The sequence below is a fragment of the Aureimonas sp. OT7 genome (genome assembly GCF_014844055.1).
Taxonomy (GTDB): Bacteria; Pseudomonadota; Alphaproteobacteria; order Rhizobiales; family Rhizobiaceae; genus Aureimonas; species Aureimonas altamirensis_A.
On record NZ_CP062167.1, the window covers coordinates 2004929 to 2023999 of the forward strand.

General features: G+C 66.1%; 14 protein-coding genes and 1 pseudogene. 9 read left to right on the plus strand and 6 right to left on the minus strand.

Annotated elements, in window-relative coordinates; translation table 11 throughout:
- Positions 1 to 140 precede the first annotated feature (140 nt).
- Genes IGS74_RS09665 through IGS74_RS09685 form a run of 5 tightly spaced genes read left to right on the plus strand, consistent with a single transcriptional unit; the run spans position 141 to position 5396 of the window.
- Positions 141 to 1307, plus strand: a complete 1167-nt coding sequence (locus tag IGS74_RS09665) for an ABC transporter permease (protein WP_039191012.1) — start codon at positions 141 to 143, stop codon at positions 1305 to 1307.
- Positions 1288 to 2172: an ABC transporter ATP-binding protein gene (locus IGS74_RS09670; RefSeq protein ID WP_192391216.1), complete on the plus strand. Its 885-nt coding sequence runs from the start codon at positions 1288 to 1290 to the stop codon at positions 2170 to 2172. Before IGS74_RS09665 ends, IGS74_RS09670 begins: the two co-directional genes overlap by 20 nt.
- 5 nt (positions 2173 to 2177) lie before the next feature.
- Entirely contained in the window at positions 2178 to 3845 is a 1668-nt protein-coding gene (locus tag IGS74_RS09675; RefSeq protein ID WP_192391217.1) for an MlaD family protein, read from the plus strand.
- Positions 3846 to 3865: 20 nt separating this feature from the next.
- The gene (locus IGS74_RS09680) at positions 3866 to 4459 is read left to right on the plus strand and encodes an ABC-type transport auxiliary lipoprotein family protein (RefSeq protein ID WP_192391218.1); all 594 of its coding nucleotides are present in this window, start codon (positions 3866 to 3868) and stop codon (positions 4457 to 4459) included.
- 31 nt (positions 4460 to 4490) lie between these two features.
- Entirely contained in the window at positions 4491 to 5396 is a 906-nt protein-coding gene (locus IGS74_RS09685) for an NAD(P)-dependent oxidoreductase (RefSeq protein ID WP_281413061.1), read from the plus strand.
- 75 nt (positions 5397 to 5471) lie between these two features.
- Here IGS74_RS09685 and IGS74_RS09690 read toward each other — a convergent pair whose 3' ends face one another.
- Positions 5472 to 11942 (minus strand): hypothetical protein, encoded by a 6471-nt coding sequence (locus tag IGS74_RS09690; protein WP_192391219.1) that lies wholly within the window; start codon positions 11940 to 11942, stop codon positions 5472 to 5474.
- 411 nt (positions 11943 to 12353) lie between these two features.
- Between IGS74_RS09690 and IGS74_RS09695 the strand changes: the two genes are divergently transcribed.
- Complete coding sequence (locus IGS74_RS09695; RefSeq protein WP_156122226.1) at positions 12354 to 12737, plus strand: hypothetical protein; 384 nt, start codon at positions 12354 to 12356, stop codon at positions 12735 to 12737.
- Positions 12738 to 12793: 56 nt separating this feature from the next.
- Positions 12794 to 13114, plus strand: coding sequence for a 2Fe-2S iron-sulfur cluster-binding protein (locus IGS74_RS09700; RefSeq protein ID WP_192391706.1), 321 nt, complete (start codon positions 12794 to 12796; stop codon positions 13112 to 13114).
- Between the two features lie 12 nt (positions 13115 to 13126).
- Here the strand turns inward: IGS74_RS09700 and IGS74_RS09705 are convergent, their stop codons facing one another.
- Positions 13127 to 13732, minus strand: a complete 606-nt coding sequence (locus tag IGS74_RS09705) for a DUF922 domain-containing protein (RefSeq protein ID WP_192391220.1) — start codon at positions 13730 to 13732, stop codon at positions 13127 to 13129.
- 126 nt (positions 13733 to 13858) lie between these two features.
- On the opposite strand from IGS74_RS09705, the gene folP reads away from it, so the two are divergent.
- Complete coding sequence (gene folP, locus IGS74_RS09710; RefSeq protein ID WP_192391221.1) at positions 13859 to 14743, plus strand: dihydropteroate synthase; 885 nt, start codon at positions 13859 to 13861, stop codon at positions 14741 to 14743.
- Positions 14740 to 15243, plus strand: coding sequence for a 2-amino-4-hydroxy-6-hydroxymethyldihydropteridine diphosphokinase (folK, locus tag IGS74_RS09715; RefSeq protein ID WP_192391222.1), 504 nt, complete (start codon positions 14740 to 14742; stop codon positions 15241 to 15243). Before folP ends, folK begins: the two co-directional genes overlap by 4 nt.
- 55 nt (positions 15244 to 15298) lie before the next feature.
- Here folK and IGS74_RS09720 read toward each other — a convergent pair.
- From IGS74_RS09720 to IGS74_RS09735, 4 genes and pseudogenes are all read right to left on the minus strand, one after another.
- Positions 15299 to 15748 (minus strand): annotated as a pseudogene (locus tag IGS74_RS09720) (hypothetical protein); the annotation flags it as partial.
- Positions 15749 to 15877: 129 nt separating this feature from the next.
- Positions 15878 to 16939 carry a TIGR01620 family protein gene (locus tag IGS74_RS09725; protein ID WP_192391224.1) on the minus strand — a complete coding sequence of 354 codons (1062 nt, stop codon included), beginning with the start codon at positions 16937 to 16939 and terminating at the stop codon, positions 15878 to 15880.
- Positions 16936 to 18384: a YcjX family protein gene (locus IGS74_RS09730; protein ID WP_192391225.1), complete on the minus strand. Its 1449-nt coding sequence runs from the start codon at positions 18382 to 18384 to the stop codon at positions 16936 to 16938. The genes IGS74_RS09725 and IGS74_RS09730 overlap by 4 nt, the downstream gene beginning before the upstream one ends.
- Before the next feature lie 62 nt (positions 18385 to 18446).
- Positions 18447 to 18959, minus strand: coding sequence for a histidine phosphatase family protein (locus IGS74_RS09735; protein ID WP_192391226.1), 513 nt, complete (start codon positions 18957 to 18959; stop codon positions 18447 to 18449).
- Between the last annotated feature and the right edge of the window lie 112 nt (positions 18960 to 19071).

Below are 19071 nucleotides of genomic sequence, written 5' to 3' on the forward strand. Positions count from 1 at the left end.
GGTGTGATTGAAGCTTCGGTGACAAGCTCTATTGCTATCGGTAGCGTCACGACGACGAAGAATCGGTTTGCGCTGCCCCGGGGGGCGCCGCTTCCCGGCAGGTGAAGCAGATAGCCCATGGCAGGATTTTCCGCGACGGCATGTTGGACGAAGAGACCGATCAGCGCAGCATAAGTAAGCCGGAAATCTCCGCCGAGAAGGCGGAGGGCGGCGTTGCGGTGACCCTGTCGGGCGACTGGATCGCCCGCACGGTCGGGCCCGTCGAGGACGCCGTCTACAAGACGCTTGGGTCCGATCTCGGCAAGTCCATCACGCTGAAGTGCGACCGCGTCGACCGCATGGATACCGCCGGTGCGCTGCTGATCGAAAAACTGGAGCGCGGCTTCGCCGAAAAGGGTGTCGAGGTCAATGTCCAGGGCCTTCGGCAGGGCAATGGCGCGCTGTTCGACGCGGTGCGCCGCTCGCTCGACATGGAGCGGCCCGTCCCCGAAAAGAGACGCGGCAATGTCGTGCTCAACGGGCTCGAAGGGCTCGGCCGCTGGGTGGTCGGCATGGCGGGCGAATTCGTCGACGGCCTCAACATCCTCGGCGCATCCCTGTACGGCGCCGGCCGGCGGCTGACCGGCAAGACGCAGTTTCGGCCCGCGGCCATCGTTGCCCAGATGGACCACATGGGCGTGCGCGCCCTGCCCATCATCACGTTGATGAGCTTCCTGATCGGTGGCGTCATCGCCCAGCAGGGCGCGTTCCAGTTGCGCTACTTCGGCGCCGAGATCTTCGTGGTGGACCTTGTCGGCATCCTGCAGCTCCGCGAGATCGGCGTGCTGCTGACGGCGATCATGATCGCCGGCCGCTCGGGCAGCGCCATCACCGCCGAAATCGGCTCCATGAAAATGCGCGAAGAGGTCGACGCCCTGCAGGTGATCGGCCTCAATCCCATCGGCGTCCTCGTCTTTCCGCGCCTCGTGGCCCTCGTCATCGTGCTGCCCCTTCTGGCCGTCGTCGCCGACCTTGCGGGCATAGCGGGCGCCATGGTGGTGACGTTCTTCTATTCGGGCATCACGCCGGAAGCCTTCCTGATGCGCCTGCGCGGCGCGATCGACGTGGCCACAATCTTCGCCGGCCTCATAAAAGCGCCCTTCATGGCCATGGTGATCGGCGTCGTCGCCGCATCGGAGGGGTTGAAGGTGGGCGGAAGCGCCGAAAGCCTGGGCCTTCACGTGACAGCCTCGGTCGTCAAGTCCATCTTCCTCGTCATCCTGATGGATGCCATGTTCGCGATCTTCTATGCCGCAATCGGATACTGACCTTCCCCGCCCGGACGAGACGCGGGCCGGCCATAAGGCCAGCGAGCCGGAGGTGATCATCACCTGCCGGGACGTCACCGTGCGCTTCGGCGCCAAGACGATCCTGGACGGGCTGTCGATGGATGTCCGGCGGGGCGAGATCCTCGGTTTCGTCGGTGCATCCGGCACAGGCAAGTCGGTCCTGCTGCGCACCATCCTCGGCCTCAACGCCAAGCAGGCCGGTACGATCGAGGTGTTCGGCATCGACTACGAGCGCGCCAGCGACGCCGAGCGCCTGTCCGTGGAGCAGCGTTGGGGTGTCCTTTTCCAGCAGGGCGCACTGTTCTCCTCGCTGACGGTGCTGGAAAACATCCAGGTGCCGATGCGCGAATACCTCGACATGTCGCCCAGGATGATGGAAGAGCTGGCCCGGCTGAAGATCGACCTCGTCGGCCTGGCGGCCGACGCCGCCGGTAAATACCCGTCGGAGCTTTCGGGCGGCATGATAAAGCGCGCCGCCCTGGCGCGCGCTCTTGCGCTGGACCCGGACATCGTCTTCCTCGACGAGCCGACCTCCGGCCTCGATCCGATCGGTGCGGCCGAATTCGACGAACTCATCATGACCCTGCGCGATACGCTCGGCCTGACCGTCTACATGGTGACGCACGATCTCGACAGCCTTTTCCAGGCCTGCGACCGTATTGCGGTTCTCGGCAAGAAGAAGGTCCTGGTAGAGGGCGACCTGCAGACCATGCTGGACAATGATGATCCCTGGGTGCGCAGCTACTTCCACGGCAAGCGCGCCCGAAGCATCGTGACGGACGAGGACGAACCGGCTGAGAAGGCGGAAGCGGCCCGGCCCGGCCCGGCGGACGGAGAAGCTTGAGACCCATGGAAAACCGCGCAAACTACATTCTGGTCGGTGTCTTCACCCTGCTGATCCTGGCGCTGAGCTTCGGCTTTATCTACTGGTCGGCGAATATCTCGGATTCCAACCGGCGCGTACCGCTGCTCGTCCGCATCGACGGCTCGGTCTCCGGCCTTTCCGTCGGCAGCCAGGTGCTGTTCAACGGCCTTGCCGTCGGCGTGGTCACCAACCTCCGGATCGACCCCAACAATCCGCGTGTGGTCATCGCCACGACGCAGGTGGACCGGACCACGCCCATCACCACCTCCACCACGGCCTCGCTGGGCTCCCAGGGCCTGACCGGCGTCAGCTTCGTCGGCCTGAGCGGCGGCAACGTCAACGACCGCAACATCATCGAATCCGCCATGCGCGAAGGTGTGACGCCGGTGATCCGGGCGAATGCGTCCGATGTGACGGACATCCTGGCCACGGCACGCGATATTTCCGAACGCGCCAACAACATTCTCGGCGAGTTCGAATCCCTGGTGCAGGAGATCGGGCCGGCCGTGCGCACCACGGCGGGCAACATCGCCTCGACCTCCGAGCATGTGGAGGAGTTCACCGCAAGCCTTGCCGCCAACGCGGACCAGATACCCGATTTCGTCGCCAGCCTCGGCCGCCTGTCGGAAAGCGCCAACGCCGTCGCCTTGCGCCTCCCCGACCTGATCGACAGGGCGTCCGAATTCATCACCGCGCTCAACGTCGAATCCGTCAACGCCTCCATCGAGAACGTCGCGGCGATCACCCAGTCCGTACGCGAGCAGACAGGCAACTTCTCCGCCGCCATCGAAAGCGTGTCGACGGCGGCCCGCAGCTTCGGCGCGGTGGGCGAGACGATCAGCAACAACATGCCTTCGGTGGAGCAGTTCATGGCGTCGCTGGGGCCGATCTCCACGCAGGCGCAAAGCGTCGCCGGCCGCCTGGACACGACGCTGGAATCGGCCGAGCAGTTGATCAGCGCGATCGATCCGGCGCAGGTTCGCGCCACGGTCGACGGCGTCCGCGGCTTCGCCGACGCGCTCAACGCGCAGTCCGGTGCGCTCAGCTCGATCTTCGGCGGCACGCAGACGGTGCTGTCGTCGCTCAATACGGCGCTTAACGGTATCAACGGCACCCGCGCGCAGATCGACGAACTGATCGCCGGCATCGATGCGGACGACGTTTCGCAAGCCTTCAACGACATAACGGCGGCAACGGCCAATATCGCCAGCGCCGCCGATGCCGTCGGCGGGGTCGCGCGCGATATCGGCAATCGCCGGGAAGATATCGACAGCATCATTTCCAACACGCAGGACGTGACGGAAAACCTGCGCACCGCTTCCCAGCAGGTGCAGACGATCCTGAATTCGGTGAACGGCATCGTCAACAGCCCGGACGGGCAGGGCCTGACGGCCGAGGCGCGCGCCACGCTGCAGTCGATCCGCCAGACGGCGGACATCGTCCGCGCCAATATCGGGCCCATCGCCGCCAACCTGCAAAGCTTCTCGGGCCAGGGCCTCAACGACGTGCGCACACTGGTGCGGGACGCTTCCGGGGCGATCACACGGATCGAGAGGGCAATTACCAACCTCGCCAACAACCCGAGCCGCATCATCTATGGTGGGACGGGATCGGGGCAGGTGCGTGAGTTCGACGGGCGGAACCGTCGATGAGGATCGGGGAGACACGGACGATGACGCTTTTTGCCAGATCGCTGCTTCCGGCGGCGCTTGCCGCGACGTTGGCCGGCTGCGCTTCGCTTTCGCCGCCGCCGCAGACCTTCGATCTGACCGCGCCTGCCGGGGTCGGTGGCTCCGCGCGTGTCCAGCGGTCGCAGATCCTCGTCCCGGAGCCGACGACAACGGGCACGCTGGACAGCGAGCGGGTCGTGGTCATGCCGGCGCCATTGACGGTCGAGTATCTCGGCCAAAGCCAGTGGAGCGACAGGCTTCCACGCCTCGTACAGCTCCGCCTTGTCCAGGCGTTCCAGAATTCGGGCCGCTTCAGCGCCGTCGGTGTGCCGGGCCAGGGCCTGGCCATCGACTACCAGGTCGTCACGAATATTCGGAACTTCGAGATATCCTACGAGACCGGGCAGCCCGTCGCCAAGATCGCGATTGCGGTTACCGCGCTCGACGACAAGACGGGCACGGTCCGCGCCACGCGCGTCTTCACGGTGTCCGAGGCCATTGCCGGCCAGGGCAACGCGGCGCTGATCGCAGGCTTGAACGGCGCCTTCGAGCGAATCTCCGCGGAAATCGTGGGATGGTTCGCCCAGGTCGCCTGAACGGGAGCGTTATTTCGAGGGAGGGAACGGAGTGACGGCAGACGACAAGAACCTGACCATCGGCTTTATCGGCCTCGGCTACATGGGCCATGGCATGGCCAAGAACATATTGGAGGCCGGCTACCCGCTCGTGGGGCTGGCAAACCGCAAGCGCGAGGCGATCGAGGATCTTGTCGCACGCGGTGCGCGGGAAGCCGCTTCCGTAGCCGATCTGGCGCGGCAGTGCGACGTCATCGTGCTGTGCCTGCCGGGCTCACCCCAGGTCGAGGAGACGGTCCTGGGGGGAGACGGCATTCTGGCCCATGCGCGTCCCGGCACCACGATCATCGATTCCTCCACCTCCAATCCGGTGTCGACACGCCGCATCGCCGCCATGGCGGCTGCCGCCGGCCTTCGCTTCGCCGATGCCCCGCTTAGCCGGACGCCCGTCGAGGCCTGGGCCGGTACGCTGGATTCGATGGTGGGGGCGGACGACGAGACGTTCGAGCATATCCGCCCGGTGGTCGACTGCTGGTCCGGCCGTATCGTACGCACGGGCGACGTCGCTTCGGGCCATACGATGAAGCTGCTCAACAATTTCGTTTCGCTGGGCTACGCCGCACTCTACGCAGAGGCGCTGGCCATCGGGGCGAAATCCGGTGTCTCGGCGCAGACCTTTCATGAGGTCATCAGCGGCGGACGCATGGATTGCGGCTTCTACCAGACCTTCATGAAATACGTCGTCGGGGGCGACCGTGAAGCCCACAAATTTACCCTGCGCAACGCGCACAAGGATACGCGTTACCTGGTGTCGCTGGCCAATGAGAGTGGCATCGCAAGCCATGTTTCGAGCGCCGTGAAGAATTCCTACGCCACGGCGGAGGCTATCGGGCGCGGCGACGACTTCGTGCCCTTCCTTGCCGATATCGTGGGCGAGTTGAACGGCATCAAACGCTAGCGACAGAGGCAACCCTGCCGATACGAAAAGGCCCCCGCCATGTTCTGGCGGGGGCCTTTTTCATGCGCGGCGGCTTCAGGCCTGGCCGAAGCGGCCGGAGGCGTGGGCCAGCATGGTGTAGACCTTGCCCGTGTCCGACGTCAGGTATTCGCGCACCCGCTGCCCATCCGGCTCGCGCTTGCGCAGGTCGTTCATCATGGCTTCGAAATCGCCGATATAGCGGTCCACCGCATGACGGAACTCCTGTTCCCGGTGGTACTTGCGGCGGATTTCGTCGAAGGTTTCCTGGCCCTTCATCGTGTAGAGGCGGCGCGTGAAGGCGTTCTTCTCGCCGCGGCGATACTTGTCCCAAAGCTCGACCGAGGCGTCATGGTCGATGGCCCGGACGATCTCGACCGACAGGGAGTTCAGGGATTCGACGACGTGGGCGGGATTGCGTGCCGCCGGCGCCGCCGGCTCCGGCTGGTCGGCTTCGAAGGCGGCGTTGAGTGCGGATTCCAGCTCGTCCGACTGGGCTGCCGCGGCCGCTTCCTCTTCGGCGGACGCACGACGGATCAGGTCGGACACCCAGCTGCGGCCTTTCGGGGCGCCCGCGGCCGGCGCCGCCGGACGGGCAGGATAGGCGCTCTCCACCGGGCGGGCGGGCTCTACCGTGCCGCGCATGTCGCGTGCGAGATTGCCCTCCGCCTGGAACGAGCCGACGGCCCGGCGCTCCTGCTGCTCTTCCTGTGCCCTGGCCTGCACGCGCGGTTCGGCAACCGGCTGCTGACGCGGGGCCACCACGGCCTCGCGCTGCGGCTGCGCTGCCTGCTGCGGTGAGCGGGCGGGACGGACGTCCAGCGCGCGGCCCGACTGCGAGACGATCTCTCCGAGTTCCTTGAGGGCGCGGATCTGGTCGGATACCGCGCGGCGCATGGCCTGCGTGCTCTGCTTGGCTTCCTCGGGCAGCTCGAAAACGCCGCGCCTGAGTTCTTGCCGGGTCGAATCCAGCTCTTCCTTGAGGCCGGAGGCGGTGTGCCGCATCTCTTCGGTGGCCTGCATGAAGCGGCGGTTGGCGTCATCCAGCGCACTGGCCAGCGCCTCGCGCACCTTGTCCACCGCGGTCGCGGAGTTGCGCTGCGTCGCCTCTATGCGGCGGCTGACGATCTCTTCCAGGCCGCGCACCGTCTCGGCGATTTCGCCGGAGCGGTCCGAAAGGCCCTTGGCAAGGGCTTCCAGACCTTCGCGCTTCTCCTGCAGAGAATGGTCCATGCCGGTCTGCAACTGCTCCAGAAGCCGGGCGGCTTCCTGCAGAACCTCGCTCTGCTCCGCAAGGCGCCCTGCGATGGCGTCGACACGCCCGGCGGATTCTGCCGACAGGACGTCGAGCCGCTGGATGTTGTCGTCGAAGCGGCTGCTGGAATTCTCGATCACCGATACGGCCTTGTCCGTGCCGCTGGTGAAGCGGTCGGCGGTCTCGGTGAACGTCTTTTCCACAGCCGACAGTTCGCCCGTGGCCTCGCCGACCAGCTTGCCCAGCATGCCGCTCACATTGCCGATGCGCTGGATCAACTGGCCGACCTCGAGTACCAGGTTCTCCTGGGCCTCGTTGACGACGCCCGCGGCATCCTTCGTGCGGCGCTCGAGCTCGCCGGCAACCTGCGAGGACGACGAGGAGATCTCCTCGACCAGTTTGTGGGCATGCCGCGTGAAGGAGGCCAGAAGCGCGGAGTTTTCCTGCTGCAGGCGCTCGGCCGCGCTGCGGGCGCTTTCACCGATGGATGCCGCCAGGCTGTTGCCATCTTCCGAAAGACGGTCGAGCAGGGGCCGCGCCTCCTCGTCGAGCAGACGGGCGATCTCGGCGTTTCGGCGCCCCAGCATCTCTTCCAGTTCCTGGACGCGCTCCGCGAAGGCCGCGCCAAGGTCGGCCGCGCGGCCGGCAAGGGCCGTCTCGTTGGCTTCCACCCTGCGGGTCAGCTCTTCCGCGAAGGCGCTGGTCGCGTCGAACACCTGGTCCCGTGCGCGGTCCGCTTCGAGCCGGATGGCGGTCGAGACGCCGGCCAGCGCAGTGGAGATGTCCCCCGTGTTGCTCAGCAGAATTTCATGCGCCTGACGCGCGTCGTCGACCAGCTTGGTGGAGATAAAGCGCGAGGTTTCCTCGGCTTCGCCGCGCAGCGTGCCGCCCACCTTGCCGATCTCCTGGCCGATGGATGCGGCAAGACCGTCCATGAAGGTGGCGAAATCCCGGGTCCGCTCCTCGAGGTCGTTGCGCAGCGTCTGCGCACGGCCATCCATGGTTTCCATGGCATCGGCAATGCCGTCCAGCATCCTGGAGGCACCGTCGCCCAGCGTCTCGCGGGCCTCCGTGGCGATGGCGCGGACGCGCTCGGCCACCCGGTCCATGTCGCCCGTCATGTCGACGGACTGCTCGGCCAGTTCGCGGCGGATCGCCTCGACCTTCTGGTTCAGCATGCGGGCGGCTTCTTCCACGCCCTGCGCCATCTGGCGCGCATTCTGCGACAGGGAGTCGCGCGAGGCGCCCCCGACATCCGTCAGCATGGCACCGGCAGAGCGTATGGTTTCCGCCAGCGCCCCGGCTTCCTCGGCCAGCTGGCCACGGGCGCTTTCGGTTTCGACGCGGAACTGCCCGGCCAGGGAGTCGAGGCTCTGCACGAATTCGCCGGCCATCGAGGCCAGCTTCTCGCGGGCGCTTTCGGCCTCCGTGCGCATGGCAAGCGAAGCGCCGGCCAGATGCGTGACGAACTGCTGATTGTCTCCGGTAAGGCTCTGGCGCGTTTCCTCGGCCGTGGTGCGCAGGCGTCCGGTGGCCGCTTCCACTTCGGCCGCAAGGCGCTCCAGCTCGCCGGACAGGCGCGAATGGGCTTCCTCGCTGGAAGCGGCCAGCGCGGCGCCGAGTTGTTCGACGCTTGTGGTGAAGCGGCTTGCCTGCTCGTCCAGCTCGCCGCGGGCGGCGGAAGCATCGCGGATCATCTGGCCCGTCGCGCCCAGGATGGAGTCGCGCACGGCCTCGGCAATCTGCGTGGTGCGGCCGGTGAGCGTCCTTTCCACATTGGCAAGGCCGCGATCCAGCGTCTCCGACATGGAGGTGGTGCGCTCCTCGAAGAAGCTGTTGATGTTGTCCGTGCCGGCGGCAAGGACGGTCTCGAACTCGCGCTGGCGGTTCTCCAGCGCCTTGCCCAGCCGTTCGTCGGCCTCTGAGAAGGCGGCGCGCAGTTCGGCGACGCGCTCGTCGAGCGTCTGTGCGATGTCGGCATTGTTGCGCGACAGCTCGGTCGACAACAAGGCGGCCTTTTCGTCCAGGTCGGCGAAGAAGCTGGAGTTTGAGCCGTCGAACAGGCTGCGGATGGCAAAGAGCCGCTCATCCAGCCCCTGCATGAAGCCGCCCTTCAGATCGCCACCGGCGCTGCGAAGCTGTGCCGTACGGGCCTCGATCCCGGACATGAGGGTCTGCAGGGCCGTCTCGATCTCGCTGACGGCCTGCGCCGCGGAGCTTTCCACGCCGGCCGTGAAATTGCGGTTGCCGTCCTCGAGGTGGCGGGACAGCGAGCCGGCAGAGCGATCGATATCGGCAAGAAGGCTTTGCCGCGAGGTTTCCACCGTATCGCGCAGCAGGTCCACCTTGGCGCCGAGTTCGGCGACAACGCTGTCGAACATCCCTTCGAAGCCCGCTTCCATGCGGACCGCGTGTTCCGCCAGCCTGTCGGCCAGGGCCTGCCTGTCGTCCTCGGAACGCGCCAGCGCCGCCTCGAGCCGGCGGATGGCATCGATGTCGATTGCGTGGCTTTGTTTCTCGAGCGTATCGATGATGCGACGCCCGGCCGTTTCCAGCGCTTCTTCCCCGCCGGACATGCTGCGGGAGATCTCGTCCGAGATGGCGCGGGCACGCGCATCCATGTTCTCGTAGAGGCGCGTGGCTTCGCCGTCGAGCGAGGCCGCGAGAGATTTGGCGCCTTCCTCGATGAAGAGGGTGATGGCGTTGCGACGCTCGTCCAGAAGCGAGGCGATGAGGCCAATGCGCTGTTCCAGCCCGCTTTCCAGGAGCTCGCGATTTTCCTCGACGAGGTTGATGATCTCGCGCGAGCGCTCCCCGATCTTGTCGGCAAGCACTTCCGTCTTGCCTTCGAAGCCGCGCATGAGGCGACCGTCGACATCCTCCAGCAGCATGGCCAGGCGGTCGACATTGCGGTCGATCGCGCCGGTCAGCGCATTGCTGTGCTGGTCCAGCGTCGAAACCATCGTCTCGCGCGCCGTGGCGAGCGAGGTGTCGAGGCCGGAGACGCGTTCCGAAAGGGTCGCCGTGATAAGCTCCACGCGCTCGCCGATGCGGCCCGCAAGCTGGCGCGAGCGGTCGTCGAAATCGTCCAGCATCCGCTCGTCCAGGCTGGACAGCAGCTCGGACAGTTTCTCGATACCGGTCTCGATGGATGTCGTCACCGCTGCGCTGCGCTCGTCCATGGCGGAAGACAGCGTCTGCTGCGCGAAAGCGAGCGAGGTTTCGATGTCGCTGATGCGCTCCACCGCCAGCATGTCGAAGTTGCCGGTGCGCTCGTCCAACAGAGCCTGGATTTCGCCCGACCGCTTCTCGAACACGGCCTCGGCGCGTGACAGGGCGTCCGAAGCGCGCGCCGCAAAGCTGGCCTGGCCCTCGGCAAAGGCGCGGCCCAGCTTCTCGCTTTCCTCGTCGACCGAGCGGCCGATGCGCTCGACGCCGCCGGCGAGCGAAGTGTCCATCCGCTCGATCGAGCTTTCGATGGCGCCGACATGCTGGCCGAGAGTCTCCACGAGGGGTTGGCCATGGCGGTCGAGAACGGCCTCCAGATGGATCAGGCGCTGCTCGAACCGTTCGAGGATATCCTCGCCCTTGCCCTCCAGCAGGAGCGAAGTGCGAAGCATCTTTTCGTCGAAACGGTCGTCGATCATGGACAGGAAACGATCGACCTCCTGGTTGAGGACGCCGAGGCGCTCTTCCATGGAGCCGGTGATGCGGGCAGTGAACCCCGCTTCCTCGGCGCTGATCCGATCCGCCTTCTCGGCCAGCATGGCCTCCAGGGAGGTGAGGAAGAGCGTGTTGTCCACCGTCCAGCTTTCGGATCCGACCCGCAGCGCCTCTGCGATACGCTCGTTGGCGCTGGTGATCGCGCCGTGAACCCGGTCGCTCAGCTCCGTGGCGCCGCGCGTCAGCTCTTCGGCGCGCCGCTCCAGCTCGCCCGACCGTTCCTCGATCAGGCGGTTTACGGCTTCGGTGGCCTGCTGCAGGCGTGCGCCGGCCTCATCGGCGGTCGAGGCGATCCGTCGCGCCAGTTCCTCGCCCGTCGCATTCAGCGCCGATTGGGTGGACTGGCTCTGCTCGGTGAAGAAGTCGGCGAGCTGGCGTCCCTGGTCTTCATAGCGGCGGGAGATCTCGTTGGTGCGGTCGTCCAGCAGGGCGGTAAAGCTCTGCGCCGCGGCCTCGATGCGCTCCGCTGCGTGTTCGGAAGCGCCCTCCACATCGTTGGACAGGCGCTGATGCGAGCCGATCAGCAGCGCGCGCACCTGTTCGGCGTGGTTGAGCATGGCATCGCGCTCGGAGCTCAACTCCCCGACCAGGCCGCGCACGCGCACCTCATTGTCGGCGAATGTGCGTTCCAGTGCCGCGACCTCGTCGGCGATGCGCCGCTCCAGCGCGGCGATCTGGTCGGCCGGCAGCACGGTGGCAGGCGTGGCAAAATCGGCCTGCCGTTGCTGGGCCGTATCCCCGAGGCGCAGAGCCACCTCCGCGAGGGAGCGGCTCATCAGCCGCAGATCCTGCATGCGACGGACCATGACGCCGAAGCCGAAGATCATGAAGGCTGGCAGCACCCCGCCGGCGATGAACGCGGCGGAGGCGTTCAAGGCGTTCTGGCCGGTCAGGCCCTGGCCGCCGAACAGCCCGAACGCCGAAACGCTGGCAAGGCCCAGCCAGGCGATGCCGCCGAGGCCGCCCAGTAGCACCGGGCGGCTGGAGGAACGGCGGCCGAGCATTCCATCGGCCATGACGGGCGCGGAGCGCCGCTCGTCATTGGCGGCATTCTGTTGGTAGGGCGGGGTCTCCACGCGCGTACGCGACGGTTCCGGGCGGGGCCGCGAGGCTCCGGCGGCGGCACCCGCCGCGGCGGCGGTTCCAGCGACATAGGCGGGTGCACCGACATCGAAGAGCCCGTCCTGGTCGGTGATGGTGTCCGGTGCGTCCGGCCGGCCGGCGCCAACCGGCTCTATATCGGATTCCCAGTCGAATTCGGCCAGCTCTTCGTCGAACGCGCCGGGCGCTTCGTCGGTGGCAACAACAGCAGCCTCGGCCTCGGGCGGCTGTTCGGAGAAGGCCGAGGCCGCCTCCTTTATGGTGCGGTCGAATTCATCGAAGACGAAGTCGAAATCGCCGTCGTCCGCATCGGCGGCCGCGGCAGCGTTGCCGGCGGCCGTGGGCGGTGCGGGGGCCTGGTCGGAGAAATCGGCATCACGGAACGCTTCTTCGAGTTCCAGCTCGATCATCGCTTCGTCGGAAAGCTCGACCGTTTTGATCTTCGACATACTGCGCCGCCTTACTTCGTGAAGTCACATCCGCTCAACGGCCTCCCGGACCGATGCGCGAAACGGTCCCTTTCATCACGAAGCGCGCGAAAAAAGGGCAATACCGCGAGTCTATGGTAGAGAGGCCCCCCATCGTTGGGAACCGCAAAAGCGGAAGGCCTGCCCAAAGTCTGAACATAAGGTTAACGCCGCTCGCCAAAAGCCACCGATCCGGGGCCACGCGCCTTATGCGTCAATGCGTTAGCCGTTACCGCCTTGTTTACCATTCCGCCAAGTCGGGGCCCCCGAAGGGGATCCGGCCGCAAATCGGTCCGTTTTCCCACGGCAGGATGAAGTCAAAGGCGATTTACCAAAAATTACAAGGGGGTGGCGCAAGCTGCCTTATCGGGTCGCCGTCGAGGAAGTAGAGCCATGACGCGTAGTGCCACTGCCCTGAAACGTATTTTGCCCATACCGGCCGTGCCGACCGAGCCGCGTCCATCGCGGACACGTCCGGTCGACCTTGTCTTCCTGTCTCAGAAGACGGGGGGCGACCGACAGATCGAACGCGACGTGCTGGCGCTTCTGCGCTCGCAGGTTGCGTTGATCATCCAGCGTGCGCCGCACGCCACGCGTGACGAGGTGCGTCAGATGGCCTGTGCGATCCGTGGAGCCGGCCGCCATGTCGGCGCATTCGCCGTTGCCGAAAGCGCGGCCGAACTGGCGCTTGCAGGCGACGACCGGTACGCTGGCGCCTACGCTGCATTCATGGACGATCTCGAGACGACGGCACGCTTCCTGAAATCTCTGGATTGAGCCACCGTGCAAAGGCCGATTGACTCCGGCGTGAGCGCCGGTCCAAACCCATGCCCATGACCGAGATCACCTTCGTTTCCCCTGACGGTACACGCTATCCCGTCGAGGCCGCCGACGGCGCAAGCGCCATGCAGGCGGCAATTCGCCACGACATCCCCGGCATCGATGCCGATTGCGGCGGCGCATGCGCCTGTGCGACGTGCCATGTTTATGTCGACGAGGCTTTCGTCGATTCCCTTCCGGGCCCGGAAGTCATGGAAGAGGATATGCTGGATTTCGCCTACGATGTCCGGCCCAACTCCAGGTTGTCGTGCCAGATCCGGATCGCACCTGAGCTCGCGGGGCTGGTGCTGCACGTTCCCACGCGCCAGGGTTGAGGCGCCGGGCCTTCAGTCCGACCCGGCGCGCAGGCGGTCGCGCAACTGCCGCTTCAGCCTGAAATCCATCTCGCGCGCCTCCTGCCGGTCGAAGGCCTGCTGTTCGCTTTCATGCTCGGCGAGGTAGCGCTGCGTCGTCGCCGCGACGGCGTCTTCGAGCTGCTTGCAGGTGCGCCGCGTACCGAGATTGCGCACGGCCATCTCCATGCGTTTGACATAGGTGACGGCGATCTCGGCATGGCGTTCTTCGTGGCGCTTCACGTCACGTTCCAGCGTCTCCCAGATCAGGACCGTGTCGGGATCCGGCTTTCGCGGTTTCTTCCAGCGTGGAAGGATCACCTCGACATCCAGCATGAAACGGGCATCGCCCAGGCGGCAGCCGGTGTCCGTCGGCACATAGGCGACATGGCCGTCGAAGGTGACGGAGGTTGCCCCGGGGTGGCCGGCATCACCGCCGCCGGCCAGCGGCCCGTGGCGGGCCAGGGCGGCATCCAACTGCTCGAGCGTGCTGCCGGTGACGGTGAAATACGTGGTATGCACACGAATGTCGGCGGCGGTGGCGGGCAGGGCGCCGAAGGCAAGCGGCGCCGCTATCAGGAGTACGAATGCTGTCTTCACGTATCGACTCCTGCCGTGGCTTGCTGCATCACGCGCAAAAGTTAGCGCATCGAACTCCGGTTACGAAGCGCCGGGGTCCAAATGGGCGATCAGATTGCCGGGATCGTTAATGGGGGGTGACGATAAATGACGGTTCTGCCTCTGGAAAATCCTGTCTGGCATGTCGCGCATGGGCGCTCGCTCGACCTTTCGGGGCCCGCCCGCATCATGGGTATCCTCAATGTCACGCCGGACAGTTTTTCGGATGGCGGTCGTTTTGGCGGAAGCGTCGAGCGGGCGGTCGAGGCGGCATTGCAGATGGTGGAGCAGGGCGCGGACATCATCGACATCGGCGGGGAATCCACCCGGCCGGGCGCAACGCCCGTGACGCCGGAGGAAGAGCAGGCGCGTATCCTGCCCGTCATAGAGGCGCTCGTCCGGGCCAGCGACTGTCTCGTCTCTGTCGATACCTACCGCGCGCAGACCGCCGAGCGGGCGGTCGCCGCCGGCGCCCACATCATCAACGACGTGTTCGGCGCCCAGAAGCAGCCGGATATCGCCCATGTCGCGGCCCGGACCGGCGCCGGCATGTGCCTGATGCATACGGGGCGCGAGCGGGAAAAGCTGCCCGACGTCATCGAAGACCAGTTCTTTTTCTACAATCGCTCCATAGAGATCGTCACGGCCGCGGGGGTGGAGCGCAGCCGCCTGGTGTGGGACCCGGGTTTCGGCTTTGCCAAGGAGCGCGACGAGAACATGGCGCTGATGGCTCGCTTAAGCGAACTGGCGGCGCTGGGGCTTCCTCTGCTGGTGGGCACATCCCGCAAGCGTTTCGTGCGGGGCGCGATCGGCAGGGAGGACCCGGAGGCCGACATCGCGACGGCGGCCACCAGCGTTCTCCTTCGTGAGCGGGGTGCGCGCATTTTCCGCGTCCATGCGGTGCAGGCAAACCGCGATGCGCTGCGCGTCGTCGACGCCGTCCTCGACGCTGTACGCGATGGCGACCTCGATGTCGGCGGGGCGGCGACATGACCCGGGCTCAGATCGGCCTTGGCGGCAATATGGGCGACCCGGCCGCGACGATGGCGGAGGCGCTTCGGCTGCTCGACGATACGATGGGCGTCAGCGTCACAAAGGCATCGCGCCTCTACCGCACGCCCCCATGGGGCAAGCTAGACCAGCCGGAATTTATGAATGCCTGTGCAGAGTTGGAAGTAACTCTTGAACCACAATCTTTGCTTGATCTGGCATTGCGGCTGGAGGCGCGGCTGAAGCGTGTGCGCGTGGAGCGATGGGGACCGCGCACGATCGATATCGATGTGCTGGCCTATGGGCAGTCCAGCATCCAGACACCCACATTGACGTTGCCGCATCCGCGCATCCGCGAGCGCGCCTTCGTCCTGATGCCGCTGGCTGAACTGGCCCCGGACCTGACGATCGAGGGCCAGACCGTCCGCCATTGGCTGGCGCAACTGGATGTGTCGGGGATCGAGCCCGTCAGCGAGGACGGGGAGTGGTGGCACCGCCTCTAGCGGCGCCACGCCGTTGCCGGTGCGGGGCCCGGCCGATATTGCGCCGCTGGCTTGCTCAGTCCTGGAGAGCGGTCTGGCGCACGGCGCCGTCGCGTTTCAGCACCATGCCGATGACGGGGACGAGCTCGCCGTCGACCTTGACCGAGATCGTCACGTTCAGCGCGTCGCCATCGTCCAGCCGGGCGACCATCGCGCCGTTCAACTGCTTGCGGTCCAGGCCGAAGACCATCCGGTCGCCTTCGACGACGCCCGACACGATATCGAGGCCGGTCCCCTTGGCGCCGTCCAGGAACGCGCCCTTGTAGGTGCGACCGTCATGCGTGACGCGGGCCGACATTTTCTGCGAGAACAGGCCGACGCGGCAGCTACCGTCGAGCTGCATCGCGGACGGTGCCTTTTCGGTGCCGCCCGCAAGATCGCAGGTGAACCGCGTGCCCTTGTACTTGCCCGCAACGATCTCGCCCGGGCCGACCCACCGCCCTCCGATCGTTTCCATGAAACCCTTCGAAGAGCCGGCAGAGGCGCTGCCCATGCCCGCCGTCAATGCAACGGCAAGAGAAACCCCGGCGATGACGGTGCGGAACATGGTGAACCCTCGATGCAAGTTATCTTCGGTGATAATCTCCGTTAAGGGTTAACCCTTCCTTTCCGGCGCGGTGTCCGTCGATGCGGCAAGCGCGCGCAGGATTGCGCCGACGCCCGGGCGCTCCACGCTCATGAAGGGCATCGGGCGGCAGATATCCATGGCCGACAGACCAACCCGCGCGGTCAGGAGGCCGTTGACCACGCCTTCGCCCAGCTTGGCGGACAGCCTCTGGGCAAGGCCCTGGCCCAGAACCTGCTGCACCAGACCGTCGCCCAGGGCGATGGTGCCGGTGACCGCCAGATGCGCAAGCACATCACGGGTCAGCCGGATCAGGCCCAGCGTGCCGGGCCGCGCGCCATAGAGCTCGGACATGCGCCGGATGAGGCGAACGGTCTCGAAGAAGACGAAGGCAAGGTCGACGATGGCGCGCGGGCTGACCGCGGTAACGACGGAGACGCGCTTCGCCGAAGCCAGAAGCAGCGCGCGGGCGCGGGCATCCAGGGGGGCCAGCAACTCACGCTCGGCCAGTGCGATCCTGTCGCGCCCGTCTATGATCTCGTCCTTCCACCCTGCCAGCCGCTGCCGGCCGGCATAGGTATCGGCATGGGCGCCGAGCATGGCGGTGAGCCGCTCCGTGACCTTGATCGCCGCGGCCTCGTCATTGTCGTCGAATGCCTTTTGCGCATCGCGGCGCTCGCGCTCCACAAGGCGCAAGCGCGATATGGCATGAAGCTCTCGAATGGCGACCCCGACCGCACCGAGCACCAGGAGGGCGGAGGCTCCGGCCGCCACGTATCCGAGCCATTCGGCCCTTGCGAAAAAGTCGCGGATCAGGCTGTCCAGCGCCAGCCCGGTGGCCAGCGATACGACCAGACCAAGCCCCGCCATGAACACCTTGCCGAAGGTCAGACGCCGGCGCCGCGGCCGCATGACGGCCGGCGCCGCGTCCAGTGCGTCCAGCGCTTCCTGCTCCAGCGCCTCGTCGGGCTCGATGGTTACCGAAGCAAGGTCACGGAAACCGCGCGGGCTGCGCCCGGCCGCCTCCACGACGGGCTGCGGCGGTGCCGGGTGCGCGAAACTACGCGGGTTGCGGGGGTGATCTTCGCTCATGCGAGGCGATCTCCGATCAGGAACTGCATTGCGCGGTCCAGCCTGATATGCGGCAGCGACAGGGTCAGGCCCGTGTCGTCGCGTTCCAGCCGGGGCGGCCGAAAGCGCACGAAGTTCAGCGGATCGGCCCTGCCGCCCGGATCGAACAAGCGGTTGGGGTCGCGCGGGAGATCGCCCGGAAAAATCGCCGTTTCCGTTTCGCCGTCGAAGGTTTCGCCGCCGATCCTCTCGCCGGCCAGGGGCGTGCCCACGATGACCGGCAGGCGCTCGCCGCCATCCTCGACGGTCGCTTCACGCGTGGCGCGCACGGCGGCCATGGCGACGACCTCCGACTCCGCGCCCGAAAAGCGGGCGCGCTCCACCGCCGAGGCGACGATACGGCGCACGATGGCTTCCAGCCGCTTGTGACTTTCGCGGTGCAGATGGTCGGCCTTGGTGGCGGCAACCAGAAGCCTGTCTATCCGCCGGGTCAGGAGCCCGCCCAGCCAGCTTGCCCGTCCCGGCCGGAAGCAGGAGAGGATGTCCGCCAGCGCCGTTTCGAGATCCTGTACGGCTTCCGGGCCGGCGTTGATGGCCTGCAGGGCGTCGATCAGGATGATCTGCCGGTCCAGCCGGGCGAAATGATCGCGGAAGAAGGGTTTCACCACGACGCTCTTGTAGGCTTCGTAGCGGCGCGCATGGACGGCGGCAAAGCTGTTCCTGGGCGCGGAGGCGCCGTTGGCCGGCAGCACGAGCGGCGCGAATGTCAGCGCCGGAGACCCCTCCAGATCGCCCGGCATCAGGAAGCGGCCGGGCGGCAGCGTCGACAGGGCAGTGCCGTCCTCTCGGCAGCGGCGCAGATACTCGGTGAAGGCCATGCTCAGCCGCTGGCTTTCCATCTCCTCGGCCGGCGCCATCGGATCGAGCGCATCGACAAGCGCAAGGAAGGGCGCAGCCATCCCGGCCCGCGACGGGAGGCGCGCGCGGGCCAGGGACTCGGCCGAGAAGGTGGCGAAATCCTTGTCGAGCAAAGGCAGGTCGAGAAGCCATTCGCCGGGGTAGTCGACGATGTCGAGCGAAAGCTTGCCGGCCGAGAAGAAGCGCGACCAACCCGATGCCGACTGATACTCGATCGTCAGCCGCAATTCGGAAATGGCCCGGGTGGATTGTGGCCAAAGCCGCTCCTCCACCATCGTGCGTACATGGTCCTCGTACTGGAAACGAGGCACGGCATCGTCCGGCTGCTCCTCCAGGTAGGTGCGACCGATGCGTCCTTCCGCCTGCGCCGAGAAGACAGGCAGGCGGCCGCCATGCAGCAAATTGTGCACCAAAGCGGTGATGAAGACCGTCTTGCCGGCACGCGACAGCCCCGCAACCCCCAGCCGCAGCGTCGGGTGGAACAGTTCGGTTGCCCGGTCCGTCAGATTGTCGATGGCGTAAAGCGCCTCATCCATCAGGTTGGGCATCGGACCTCGAATGGCGGTGAAAATTCATCTGGGGCTCAAAGATAGGTATTCCGGGCGCCCTGTCACGGACGCGGCGGCATCAACAGCGACGAAAGCCGCCCCGAACCGGCTGCGAACGCCTCGCGTCCCATGGCGACATCGATGCCGGCAAACCCGCCCGTGGCCAGGCCGCGAGCCTGCAACTCCGCATTGCTGCCGGCGTTGCGGCAGAGCGCGAAGATGAACTCTTCCATGCCGGGATTGTGGCCGACGATCAGGCTGCCATCGGGTGCGCCACCGCGCAGCAGATCGAAATACGCTTCACTCGGCGCTTCGTACAGCGTGGGAGAGACGACGATTCGGGGATCATCCGCAGCGACGCCGATCAAGGCCGCCGTTTCCATCGTGCGCACCGATGGCGATACGAAAACTGTGGAAAATCGGATCGCCTGACTGATTATTTTTGAGGCTATTTGCCGGGCCTGAGCCTGTCCGCGGGCATCCAGCGGCCTGTCGAAATCGCGCTGGCCCGGAAGTGGCCTTGCCGCGTGAAAGTGTCTGAGACAATAAAGGCGTAGGGATGGATTGGTCGACATGACGCCATCATGCCATTTTTCGAGGGCGCGGCAATCCGCCTGTCTGCCCCATGGTCACCTGCATCTCCCAGATTAGAAAAAGACCAGTGTTTGCCTGTATTTATGGCAGAGA

Coding starts and splice junctions, on each gene's coding strand:
- IGS74_RS09665 (WP_039191012.1), top strand. CDS start 141: ATGTTGGACGAAGAGACCGATCAGCGCAGCATAAGTAAGCCGGAAATC.
- IGS74_RS09725 (WP_192391224.1), bottom strand. CDS start 16,939: ATGAGCGAAGATCACCCCCGCAACCCGCGTAGTTTCGCGCACCCGGCA.
- IGS74_RS09680 (WP_192391218.1), top strand. CDS start 3,866: ATGACGCTTTTTGCCAGATCGCTGCTTCCGGCGGCGCTTGCCGCGACG.
- IGS74_RS09735 (WP_192391226.1), bottom strand. CDS start 18,959: ATGTCGACCAATCCATCCCTACGCCTTTATTGTCTCAGACACTTTCAC.
- IGS74_RS09670 (WP_192391216.1), top strand. CDS start 1,288: ATGCCGCAATCGGATACTGACCTTCCCCGCCCGGACGAGACGCGGGCC.
- IGS74_RS09695 (WP_156122226.1), top strand. CDS start 12,354: ATGACGCGTAGTGCCACTGCCCTGAAACGTATTTTGCCCATACCGGCC.
- folK (WP_192391222.1), top strand. CDS start 14,740: ATGACCCGGGCTCAGATCGGCCTTGGCGGCAATATGGGCGACCCGGCC.
- IGS74_RS09690 (WP_192391219.1), bottom strand. CDS start 11,942: ATGTCGAAGATCAAAACGGTCGAGCTTTCCGACGAAGCGATGATCGAG.
- IGS74_RS09730 (WP_192391225.1), bottom strand. CDS start 18,384: ATGCCCAACCTGATGGATGAGGCGCTTTACGCCATCGACAATCTGACG.
- IGS74_RS09675 (WP_192391217.1), top strand. CDS start 2,178: ATGGAAAACCGCGCAAACTACATTCTGGTCGGTGTCTTCACCCTGCTG.
- IGS74_RS09700 (WP_192391706.1), top strand. CDS start 12,794: ATGACCGAGATCACCTTCGTTTCCCCTGACGGTACACGCTATCCCGTC.
- folP (WP_192391221.1), top strand. CDS start 13,859: ATGACGGTTCTGCCTCTGGAAAATCCTGTCTGGCATGTCGCGCATGGG.